This window comes from Roseicyclus sediminis, assembly GCF_025515305.1.
GTDB lineage: Bacteria > Pseudomonadota > Alphaproteobacteria > Rhodobacterales > Rhodobacteraceae > Roseibacterium > Roseibacterium sediminis.
This window is the reverse complement of the sequence record NZ_JAOPHT010000026.1, coordinates 21,391-30,322: the sequence shown is the minus strand read 5'-3', so window position 1 is coordinate 30,322 and position 8,932 is coordinate 21,391. Positions and strand designations below refer to the sequence as shown.

General features: G+C 67.6%; 14 protein-coding genes. 5 read left to right on the top strand and 9 right to left on the bottom strand.

All coding sequences use genetic code 11. The features are described 5' to 3' along the window. The first annotated feature begins 412 nt into the window (after positions 1-412). Positions 413-1,294, top strand: a complete 882-nt coding sequence (locus N8I71_RS19965; RefSeq protein WP_262879806.1) for a lytic transglycosylase domain-containing protein — start codon at positions 413-415, stop codon at positions 1,292-1,294. A gap of 1 nt (position 1,295) precedes the next feature. Here the strand turns inward: N8I71_RS19965 and N8I71_RS19960 are convergent, their stop codons facing one another. The 5 genes from N8I71_RS19960 to N8I71_RS19940 all read right to left on the bottom strand — a co-directional run bounded on the left by N8I71_RS19960 (position 1,296) and on the right by N8I71_RS19940 (position 4,463). Further along, the gene (locus N8I71_RS19960) at positions 1,296-1,577 is read right to left on the bottom strand and encodes a GNAT family N-acetyltransferase (protein ID WP_262879805.1); all 282 of its coding nucleotides are present in this window, start codon (positions 1,575-1,577) and stop codon (positions 1,296-1,298) included. Further along, the gene (locus tag N8I71_RS19955) at positions 1,570-2,196 is read right to left on the bottom strand and encodes a CoA transferase subunit B (protein WP_262879804.1); all 627 of its coding nucleotides are present in this window, start codon (positions 2,194-2,196) and stop codon (positions 1,570-1,572) included. Before N8I71_RS19955 ends, N8I71_RS19960 begins: the two co-directional genes overlap by 8 nt. Further along, positions 2,196-2,900: a CoA transferase subunit A gene (locus N8I71_RS19950; protein ID WP_262879803.1), complete on the bottom strand. Its 705-nt coding sequence runs from the start codon at positions 2,898-2,900 to the stop codon at positions 2,196-2,198. The genes N8I71_RS19955 and N8I71_RS19950 overlap by 1 nt, the downstream gene beginning before the upstream one ends. An 86-nt stretch (positions 2,901-2,986) precedes the next feature. Further along, positions 2,987-3,265 (bottom strand): hypothetical protein, encoded by a 279-nt coding sequence (locus N8I71_RS19945; protein WP_262879802.1) that lies wholly within the window; start codon positions 3,263-3,265, stop codon positions 2,987-2,989. Between the two features lie 91 nt (positions 3,266-3,356). Continuing rightward, on the bottom strand, positions 3,357-4,463 hold the full coding sequence (locus N8I71_RS19940; protein ID WP_262879801.1) for a class II histone deacetylase: 1,107 nt from the start codon (positions 4,461-4,463) through the stop codon (positions 3,357-3,359). Between the two features lie 98 nt (positions 4,464-4,561). On the opposite strand from N8I71_RS19940, the gene N8I71_RS19935 reads away from it, so the two are divergent. Next, positions 4,562-4,909 (top strand): TraR/DksA family transcriptional regulator, encoded by a 348-nt coding sequence (locus tag N8I71_RS19935; RefSeq protein ID WP_262879800.1) that lies wholly within the window; start codon positions 4,562-4,564, stop codon positions 4,907-4,909. A 4-nt stretch (positions 4,910-4,913) separates the two neighbouring features. Here N8I71_RS19935 and N8I71_RS19930 read toward each other — a convergent pair whose 3' ends face one another. Both N8I71_RS19930 and N8I71_RS19925 read right to left on the bottom strand, forming a co-directional pair. Next, positions 4,914-5,153, bottom strand: a complete 240-nt coding sequence (locus N8I71_RS19930) for a hypothetical protein (RefSeq protein ID WP_262879799.1) — start codon at positions 5,151-5,153, stop codon at positions 4,914-4,916. A 10-nt stretch (positions 5,154-5,163) separates the two neighbouring features. After that, entirely contained in the window at positions 5,164-5,628 is a 465-nt protein-coding gene (locus N8I71_RS19925; protein WP_262879798.1) for a thiol-disulfide oxidoreductase DCC family protein, read from the bottom strand. A gap of 67 nt (positions 5,629-5,695) precedes the next feature. On the opposite strand from N8I71_RS19925, the gene N8I71_RS19920 reads away from it, so the two are divergent. From N8I71_RS19920 to N8I71_RS19910, 3 genes are all read left to right on the top strand, one after another. Then, positions 5,696-6,415 (top strand): M48 family metallopeptidase, encoded by a 720-nt coding sequence (locus tag N8I71_RS19920; RefSeq protein ID WP_262879797.1) that lies wholly within the window; start codon positions 5,696-5,698, stop codon positions 6,413-6,415. 90 nt (positions 6,416-6,505) lie between these two features. After that, entirely contained in the window at positions 6,506-6,763 is a 258-nt protein-coding gene (locus N8I71_RS19915) for a DUF6455 family protein (protein WP_262879796.1), read from the top strand. A gap of 29 nt (positions 6,764-6,792) precedes the next feature. Further along, complete coding sequence (locus N8I71_RS19910) at positions 6,793-7,101, top strand: DUF6455 family protein (protein ID WP_262879795.1); 309 nt, start codon at positions 6,793-6,795, stop codon at positions 7,099-7,101. On the opposite strand, the gene cutA is transcribed toward N8I71_RS19910, so the two are convergent. Together cutA and rimO are read right to left on the bottom strand one after the other, a co-directional pair. Then, positions 7,068-7,388 carry a divalent-cation tolerance protein CutA gene (gene cutA, locus N8I71_RS19905; RefSeq protein ID WP_262879794.1) on the bottom strand — a complete coding sequence of 107 codons (321 nt, stop codon included), beginning with the start codon at positions 7,386-7,388 and terminating at the stop codon, positions 7,068-7,070. The two genes, N8I71_RS19910 and cutA, sit on opposite strands and share 34 nt — an antisense overlap. Before the next feature lie 29 nt (positions 7,389-7,417). Further along, positions 7,418-8,791 (bottom strand): 30S ribosomal protein S12 methylthiotransferase RimO, encoded by a 1,374-nt coding sequence (gene rimO, locus N8I71_RS19900; protein WP_262879793.1) that lies wholly within the window; start codon positions 8,789-8,791, stop codon positions 7,418-7,420. Positions 8,792-8,932: the final 141 nt, after the last annotated feature.

The window sequence follows — 8,932 nt, the reverse complement described above, 5'->3', positions numbered from 1 at the left end:
ACGCCGCCCGAGACGACGGCCATGACTGCGAGGCCGAGGCCCACGATGGCTGCGGTGAGGACAACCCAGTCAACCGTCACGGCACCGGATTCGGACTTGGCGAAGTTCTTGATCAGAGCGGTCATTGTTCAATCTCCAGTTCGAACGCTTCAGTATCTTCTCGGTTGGGTCGGGCCGCGATCGTCGGGGTCCCTCGCCTTTCGATGGGGGCGTTATCCCGGCGGAACGGGGCGGGATTTGGGCGTTGATGAGATTTTTAAGAGAATTCTACGGGGTTGTTTTGCGGCTGAAGGACCGGCATGATTCACCGTGCGGGCAGGCGCCCTCGGAACGGCTCGACAGAAGCCGTGGATGCGACCTGCGCGCGCGTTGAGGTAGAGGCGGCGACTGGCCGCGCAACCCGGGCAGGGTCATGAAACAGCGATATGCCTGTGTGACGGCGCTCGCGCTCGCGCTTGTCACCGTATCCGTGGTGCCTCGGCCTGCCTCGGGTCAGGACGAGGGTGGCCACGCCTTTCGCCGCATCACGGCCCCGGGCGCCGACCATGTCGGTCCGCGCATCACCATCCAGATCCGGCCCGGCGACAACTTCCAGACACCGGGACCCGACGGCGCCGTTGCGCGGCCCGCGACGCCCCCGGCCGGACCCGGTTCCGACAGCGCTTCCGCCTCGGCGGAGGGACAGCTTGCAGCCCCGGGCGATGTCGCGTCGTGGTTCTGGTCCGCCGTCAGTCCGGCAATGCCGGCCAGCGCCGCGCGCTACTGGACCGCGCAGGCGCTGCTCGAGCAAGGTCCGGACGAGGCGCAGGCGGTCACGCCGCGGCTCGCCCATGTCGCGGGGCTGGCTGAGACCTACGGCCGGGAGCTTCTGATGGCCACCGTCGGGACCTCGATCTCGCCGGCATTTGCGCTGGCCATCATATCGGTCGAAAGCGCCGGGCGGCAGGACGCCGTCAGCCATGCCGGCGCACAGGGACTGATGCAGCTCATCCCCGCCACGGCGGAACGCTTTGGTGTCGCCAATCCCTTCGATCCGGCCGAGAACATCCGTGGCGGTGTCGCCTATCTCGACTGGCTCATGGAGGAGTTCGACCGCGACCCCGTCCTTGTGCTGGCCGCCTACAATGCCGGCGAGGGGGCCGTGCGTCGTTCGGGTGGGGTTCCGGATTTCGACGAGACGCGAAACTACGTGCCCCGCGTGCTGGCCGCATGGCAGGTGACGCGCAGGCTCTGCCGCACGCCGCCCGATCTCGTGTCGGACGGCTGCGTCTTCCAGCCGATCGCGGTCGAATAGCTCAGGCGAAGACGTCCGCCCATTCGGGATGCCGGAGCGCCTGGGCCCGGACGAAGGGGCAGAGCGGTGTGATCTTCACACCCTCCGCCCGCGCATCCGCCACCAGCCGCTCCACCAGACGCCGCCCCGCGCCCGAGCCGCGCATCGCGTCCGGAACGCCGGTATGATCGGCGATGATGTGGGTCGATGACAGGATCGAATAGGTCAGCTCCGCCTCAGCGCCGTTCTCGCGCAGGACATAGCGGCCCTTCGACCCCGTCACTTCCCTCTCGATCTCAGACAATCGTCGCTTCCGTCGCGGCGCGCAGCTCGTCGTGGGTGACACCGGGGGCGCATTCCACGATCTGCAGCCCCTTGTGCGCCACGTCGAGCACGCCGAGGTTCGTGATGATCCGGTCCACCACGCCCTTGCCCGTCAGCGGGAGCGTACATTCCTTAAGCACCTTCGACTCGCCGTGCTTGTTGGTGTGGTCCATCACGACGACCACACGACCGACGCCGGCCACGAGGTCCATCGCGCCGCCCATCCCCTTCACCAGCTTGCCGGGGATCATCCAGTTCGCGAGGTCGCCCTTCTCGGAGACTTCCATCGCACCGAGGATCGCCATGGCGATCTTGCCGCCCCGGATCATCCCGAAGGACGTTGCGCTGTCGAAGTAGGCGGTTTGGGGCAGTTCGGTGATCGTCTGTTTGCCCGCGTTGATGAGGTCCGGGTCCTCTTCGCCCTCGTAGGGGAACGGTCCCATGCCCAGCATCCCGTTCTCGGACTGGAGCGTGACGTGGATTCCCTCGGGGATGTAGTTCGACACCAACGTCGGGATGCCGATCCCGAGGTTGACGTAGGTGCCGTCCTCGAGTTCCTGCGCCGCGCGGGCGGCCATCTGATTGCGATCCCAGGGCATCAGGCTTCCTCCCGCTTGCGGACAGTCCGCTGTTCGATCCGTTTCTCGTGGTCGCCCTTTATCAGGCGATGGACATAGATGCCCGGAAGATGGATGTGGTCGGGATCGAGCGACCCGGTCGGCACGATCTCTTCGACTTCCATGACGCAGACCTTGCCGCACATCGCCGCCGGCACGTTGAAGTTGCGCGCGGTCTTGCGGAAGATGGCGTTCCCGGTCTCGTCCGCCTTCCACGCCTTCACGATGGAGAGGTCGGCGAAGATGCCCTTCTCCATGATGTAGGTCTGGCCGTCGAAGTCCTTGTGCTCCTTGCCCTCGGCGATGACGGTGCCGACGCCGGTCCTGGTGTAGAAGCCCGGTATACCGGCCCCGCCCGCGCGCATCCGTTCGGCCAGCGTGCCTTGCGGGTTGAACTCGATCTCGAGTTCGCCCGACAGGTACTGGCGCATGAACTCGTCGTTCTCGCCGACGTAGGAGGACATCATCTTGCTGACCTGCTTGGTGTCGAGCAGCTTGCCGAGGCCGAAACCGTCCACGCCGCAGTTGTTCGACGCGATGGTCAGCTGCTTGACGCCGCTTTCCACAAGCGCGTCGATCAGAAGCTCGGGAATGCCACAAAGGCCGAAGCCCCCGGACGCGATCAGCATGCCGTCCTGCAGGAGCCCGTCCAGCGCCTCCGCGGCCGAGCCGTATACCTTCTTCATGGGTTCGATTTCCCCTCTCGAAATGCGCGCGCACCGTGGCGCGCGGAGGCGGGGAAGTCAACGCGGATGCCGCGGCGCGGCGGAGGTCAGCTGTTGAGCAGGATCGCCGGAAATCGTGCTGCGCGTTTGGCGGTCTTCGGGGGCAACGCCTTCCTCAAGGGGTCGGAACACGGGATCGCGTCGCCGAATTTCGGTTCGTGCCGGAGATGACAGGCACCGCACAGAAGCGAAGGGTTCACGGTCATCCGTTTCGGCAGGTGGCGCAGATGACGCGCGATGATCGTGTCATGGTCGACTTCGACCACTGTCTTCCCATCCCGCTCCACGGGGCGGACGCCGCATGTGCGCCAGAAACTCGTCTCCATCTCGGCGATGCTGTTTTCGAAGCGATGGATGCTGAGTGGTCGCCATTCGCCTAATTGCGACCGTTCGGGTGCAGGTCGATCACGAAGACCTTCAGTACCCCAGCGCCTCCTCCATCTCGGCGATCAGGACGGAGCAGTAGCGCTGGAACCGCGGCCCCGGCTGCTGCCCCTCGATCCGGGCGGCGAGCGGATCGGCTGCGCGGATGTCGCAGCCGGAGAGCACCTCCAGCACCGCATGGCCGCAGAAGGGAACATGCACCTCGGAATAGCCGCCCTCGTGAACCATGACGAGCCGCCCCTCGCAGAGGTCCGAAGCGGCCTCGACCACCATCTCGGTCATCGCGCGGAAGGTGTGGGAGCCCGCCATCATCCGGCTGAGCGGGTCGACGGCGGAGGCATCGAAGCCGCAGGCAATGACGATCACGTCGGGCCGGAACGCGGCGAGAGAGGGCAGGACGAGGCGCTCCATCGCCTCGAGGTAACAGGCGTGCCCGCCGCCCGGTGGCAACGGGATGTTGATGTTGAAACCCTCGCCGGCCCCGGTTCCGCGTTGCTCCGCGCCGCCCGTGTCCATGGGATAGTTGCGTTCCTGGTGGAGCGAGATCGTCAGGACGTCGTTGCGGTCGTAGAAGATGGCCTCGGTCCCGTTGCCATGGTGCACGTCCCAGTCGACAACCGCGACCCTCTCCACCAGTTGCGCGTCGAAGGCCGCCTCCACGGCGATTGCGATGTTGTTCAGAAGGCAGAAGCCGTTGGGGAAGTCCGGCAGGCAATGGTGCCCGGGCGGGCGCGACAGGGCGTAGGCGTTCTCGACCTCGCCCTGCAGCGTGGCGAAGAGCGCGGCCTTGGCGAGACCGGCCGACAGGCAGGCGATGTCATAGCCGTCCGGCCCGAAGGGCGTGCGCAGGCCCAGCTCGCCCCCGCCCTCGGCGGACGCCGCGCGGAACGCGTCCACGTAGTCAGGCGTGTGCACGCGCAGGAGGTCGCCCTCGGTCGCGGGCGCGGCGGTACGGGTGTCGAGCGCGCGCCAGAGGCCGGTGACCTCCATCAGGTTCTTGAGCCGCCGCTTGGTCTCGGGGTTCTCGGGCAATCCGCCCCCGACGGAAGGCTGCACGAGGCCACCCACGGGAACGAGAAAGCTGTAGTTGCCGCCCGAATGCCAGAAACAGCGTTCGTCCCAGAAAAATCCCGTGGCCATCGCGATACCTCTCTGCGCTTTCGCGACTATGGCAGGCGCGCGCAGCGTTGAGAACCTGCGCCTTGCACGATGCGGGCAAAGCTGGTGGTCTCGGCCCCATGTCCGATCCCACCGATGCAGAGCTTGCCGACCGGTATCGCCCGCGCCTCCTCTCGGAACAGGCAGAGCTTGCCGCTTCGTCTCGGGCAACGCACGACGACCGGCGGCCGGTCGAACTCGACCAGCAATCGGTGGGGCGGCTCAGCCGGATGGACGCGCTGCAGGGACAGGCGATGGCCAAGGGGCTGGAGGCGCGGCGCATGGCGCGGGGCAGGGCGATCGCGGCGGCGCTCGAGCGGATCACGGTGGGCGAATTCGGCTGGTGCGAGGCCTGCGGCGAGTTCATCGGGACCCGCCGCCTCGACGTCGATCCCTGCGCGACGCGCTGCGTCGCTTGCGCCCGCTAGCGGCTCAGTCGGGGTCGCGGGTCAGCCGGTAGATGCCCTCGGGCAGGTCCAGCGCCGCGGCGAGATCCTGAAGCTGCGCCAGCGACAGCGTGATCTTCTGAACCCTGTCCGTGCGGGCGTCCAGCTGTTCCACGGTGATGCATTCGGAGAAGGCCGTGATGGTCACGTCCTCCTGCAGGGGCAGGTCGCCCTCGTCGACAAGGGTGACAACGGTCGCGTCGAAATCGTGCTCGATGGTGAACATGCACCCGAGCCTAGGGGCGCTGCCCCGAGGCATCAAGCGCCATCCGCCGCTTGTGCCGCCGGTAGAGCCAAGGCGCAGCGATCTTGTTGTAGGCGACCTCGGCAAGGCCGCGGATGACCGGAAGCCGAATGCATGTGGCGAGCCATCCGTAGCCCGGCAGACGCTCCCAGATCAGCGCGAAGGCCTCGACGCCCGAGACGATGCTCCCGTCCGCGTGGCGGGCATGCATCCGGCGCATCGCCTGGTCCGCCGTCATCCGCCAGCCTTGAAGATCGGCGGTGTTCAGATCCTCGAAGTCGAGCGGCGCCCCCGTCGCCGTGGCGCGGGCGCGATAATGGGCAATCTCGGCCCGGCAGACCGGGCAGGCGTCGTTGTAGAGAATGCGCACGTCCTGCATGGGCCGGAGGGTAGCGCCGCGCGCGTCGCCGACCAGTCCCGGCGGAGACCCGCGCGAGCAGTCGGCCGCGCCGATCATGCCGCTGGACCTTGCCGCCCGGCCCGGTCAGGTTGGACCCGACCCCCTGCTGCGGAACCTCTGCCCGATGCGCGCACGTCTGACACCTGCCATCCTGCCGCTGCTCGCCGCCTTGCTTCTGTCGGCCTGCGTGACGACGCCGGTGCCGCGTGCGCCGGCTTCGGTGGCTGAAGGCGCGCGTCTTCCCGCGATCTCGCCGCAGGCCTTTCTCGCCGTCGCGCAGGAGGTCGAGCCCGTGGCCGAGGCTGTCTGCCGGACCGAGACGCCGGACCAGAACTGCGATTTCGCCATCCTCGTGGACCGCGACCCCCGGGTCGGGGCCAATGCCTTCCAGACCCTCGACCGGCAGGGGCGGCCCGTCATCATCCTCACGCTCGGCCTGATTGCCATCTTCGAGAACGAGGACGAACTCGCCTTCGTGCTGGGGCACGAGGCCGGTCACCACATCGCCCGACATATCCCCGAACAGCGCCGCTCGGCCGCCGAGGGCGCGCGCATCTTCGGCGAGATGGCCATGGCCGGCGGAGCGGATGCGCGCGAGATCGAGCGGGCGGCCGAACTCGGGGCGTTCGTGGGCGCGCGCAGCTATTCGCGGTCGGCCGAGCTTGAGGCCGATGCGATCGGCACCGTCATCGCCTATCGCGCGGGTTACGACCCCCTCAGGGGCGCGCGCCTGTTCTCCCGGCTGCCCGAACCCGAGATGCGGTTCCTCTCCACGCATCCGCCGAACGCCGAACGCCAGGGTGTCGTCCGCCGCACGCTCCAGAGCCTCGGAGCAGGCGGCTGACCCCTTGATCTGCGTCAAGGTGCCCGTGGCGTCGCCACGGCAGTCTTCGTGTGACAGGCCATTCCGGCCGGAGCAGGAGGATTGTGCGCCATGCAGGGCGACAAGACGCTGAAATCCCACGAAGACCTGATGGGCCGGATGGCCCGGACGCTCGGCGCCGATCTCGACGAGGCGGAGTTGCGCGGCGAACTGCAGCCCGAAGAACGGTTCGAGATGCTCCTGTCCTGCACTGGTTGTTCGGATCCGGGGGGTTGCCAGCACTGGCTCGACGACCATGAACGTGCCGAAGCCGCGCCCGGCTATTGCCGGAACGGGGCCCGTCTTGCCGAACTGGCGCGTCACGACTGATTTGTACGATCCCCGGGGGGAGATCCGGAATGAACGATGTATCCGTGCGTCCCCTGGGCGATGAGAAGCGGCATTACTGGCTGGCGCTCGGCATGGCGCAGGCCGCGGGCGCCGACCTGCAACGCGCGCTCGACGAGGGGCGCATCACCCATGGCGACTGGGCCGAGGTGGTGCAGCGCTGTCGCGGATGCTCCTGGGCCGAGGGGTGCGATTGCTGGCTGAAGGCGCAGGAGACCGGGGCGGCGGCGGTGCCGCAGGCCTGTCCGAACGTCACGTTCTTCGAGGCCGTGCTTTCGGGCGACGCTCAGTCGGCGGGGGATGATCCCGTCTCGTCCTGACACCAGCGCGCCGCGCCGGGCGTGGTGGCGACGCTCTCCCATGTGATGACCGGCAGATCGTAGGGATGCTCCCGCTCGAGAAGCGCGACGAGGGCATCGCGGCTTGCCTCGGTCGTCTTGAAGGTGACGCTCGTCTCCGTTTCCTCGGCCAGGCTGCCTTGCCAGTGGAACAGGCTGACGATGCCGGGGGTGATGTTGGCACAGGCGGCAAGCCGCGCCTCCAGCGCGAGCGTGGCAAGGCGTTTCGCGGTCTCCATGCCGTCGCAGGTTGTGGTGACGTGAATCATCGCGCCGACCCTAGCACGGGCGCGCGCGCTCAGTCGCGGACGATCCGCCCCCAGAGATCGTATTCGCCCGCCTCGTCCACCTCGACCGTCACGATGTCACCGGGCGAGAGATGCTCGAAGCCCTCGTCGATGAAGAGGTTGCCGTCGATCTCGGGGGCATCGGCCTTCGTCCGGCAGGTCGCGCCGTCGGAATCGACGTCGTCGACCAGAACCTGCATCCGGCGTCCGACCTTGGCGGCCAGCTTCGCCTCCGAGATCTCCTGTGCTTTCTCCATGAACCGGTGCCAGCGGTCTTCCTTCACGGCCTCGGGGACATGGTCGGGCAACGCATTGGACCGCGCGCCGGCCACGTTCTCGTAACGGAAGCAGCCCACCCGATCGAGTTGCGCCTCGTCCATCCAGTCGAGGAGCGTCTGGAACTCCTCCTCCGTCTCGCCGGGGTAGCCGACGATGAAGGTGGAACGCAGGACGATGTCGGGGCAGTCGCGCCGCCACGCCGCGATCTCGTCGAGCGTGCGCTCCGCGGCGGCGGGCCGCGCCATGCGCCGGAGCGTGTCCGGATGGGCGTGCTGGAACGGGATATCGAGGTAGGGAAGAAGGCCGTTCGAGGCATCCGCCATCAGCGGCACAAGCTCACGGACATGCGGGTAGGGGTAGACATAGTGCAAGCGAACCCAGCATCCGAGCTTGGATAACTCTGTGGATAGATCGAGAATTGGAAACTTCGACTCGCGTCCCTTCCAGTCCGTTCCATAGGCCGACGTGTCTTGCGAGATGACGAGGATTTCCTTCACGCCGGAGGCCACCAGCTTCTCGGCCTCGCGCATCACGGCGGCGATCGGGCGCGACTGAAGCCGCCCGCGCATGTCGGGGATGATGCAGAACCTGCACTTGTGGTCGCAGCCTTCCGAGATCTTCAGGTAGCTGTAGTGCCGGGGCGTCAGCTTCACGCCGGCAGGCGGCATCAGGTCGATGAACGGGTCGGGCGAAGGCGGCACCGCGGCGTGGACCGCGTCGAGGACCTGCTCGTATTGCTGCGGCCCGGTGACGGCGAGGACCTTGGGATGGGCGCCCGTGATGTACTCCGGCTCGGCCCCCAGACACCCCGTCACGATCACGCGCCCGTTCTCCCGAAGCGCGTCTCCGATGGCCTCGAGGCTTTCGGCCTTGGCGCTGTCGAGAAAGCCGCAGGTGTTCACGATCACGGCCTCGGCCCCGGCATAGTCGGGGCTGATGGCGTAGCCCTCGGCGCGCAGCCGCGTGAGGATGCGCTCGCTGTCCACCAATGCCTTGGGGCAGCCGAGGCTGACCATGCCGATGGTCGGCTGGCCGGGGCGGGGCACGTCCTCGATGCGCGCGCGGGGCGCGAGGTCGGGGCGGAGGTCGGGCGGGTTCTGGCTCATGGGATGCGCACATAGCCCCTTCGCCGCGTCCGGGAAAGCCGTCTTGGCGGAATGCCGGGCGGTCCGCCGCGCAAGCGCCGGCGATGACGTCGCTTTGGGATGCAGGCCCTCGCGAAATGTGCGTAACTGCCGCCGAACCCG

Bases quoted from the DNA above. Each gene is read 5' to 3' on its own strand.
- N8I71_RS19965 (WP_262879806.1), top strand. From the start codon at position 413: ATGAAACAGCGATATGCCTGTGTGACGGCGCTCGCGCTCGCGCTTGTC.
- N8I71_RS19955 (WP_262879804.1), bottom strand. From the start codon at position 2,196: ATGCCCTGGGATCGCAATCAGATGGCCGCCCGCGCGGCGCAGGAACTC.
- N8I71_RS19950 (WP_262879803.1), bottom strand. From the start codon at position 2,900: ATGAAGAAGGTATACGGCTCGGCCGCGGAGGCGCTGGACGGGCTCCTG.
- N8I71_RS19945 (WP_262879802.1), bottom strand. From the start codon at position 3,265: ATGGAGACGAGTTTCTGGCGCACATGCGGCGTCCGCCCCGTGGAGCGG.
- N8I71_RS19940 (WP_262879801.1), bottom strand. From the start codon at position 4,463: ATGGCCACGGGATTTTTCTGGGACGAACGCTGTTTCTGGCATTCGGGC.
- N8I71_RS19935 (WP_262879800.1), top strand. From the start codon at position 4,562: ATGTCCGATCCCACCGATGCAGAGCTTGCCGACCGGTATCGCCCGCGC.
- N8I71_RS19930 (WP_262879799.1), bottom strand. From the start codon at position 5,153: ATGTTCACCATCGAGCACGATTTCGACGCGACCGTTGTCACCCTTGTC.
- N8I71_RS19925 (WP_262879798.1), bottom strand. From the start codon at position 5,628: ATGATCGGCGCGGCCGACTGCTCGCGCGGGTCTCCGCCGGGACTGGTC.
- N8I71_RS19920 (WP_262879797.1), top strand. From the start codon at position 5,696: ATGCGCGCACGTCTGACACCTGCCATCCTGCCGCTGCTCGCCGCCTTG.
- N8I71_RS19915 (WP_262879796.1), top strand. From the start codon at position 6,506: ATGCAGGGCGACAAGACGCTGAAATCCCACGAAGACCTGATGGGCCGG.
- N8I71_RS19910 (WP_262879795.1), top strand. From the start codon at position 6,793: ATGAACGATGTATCCGTGCGTCCCCTGGGCGATGAGAAGCGGCATTAC.
- cutA (WP_262879794.1), bottom strand. From the start codon at position 7,388: ATGATTCACGTCACCACAACCTGCGACGGCATGGAGACCGCGAAACGC.
- rimO (WP_262879793.1), bottom strand. From the start codon at position 8,791: ATGAGCCAGAACCCGCCCGACCTCCGCCCCGACCTCGCGCCCCGCGCG.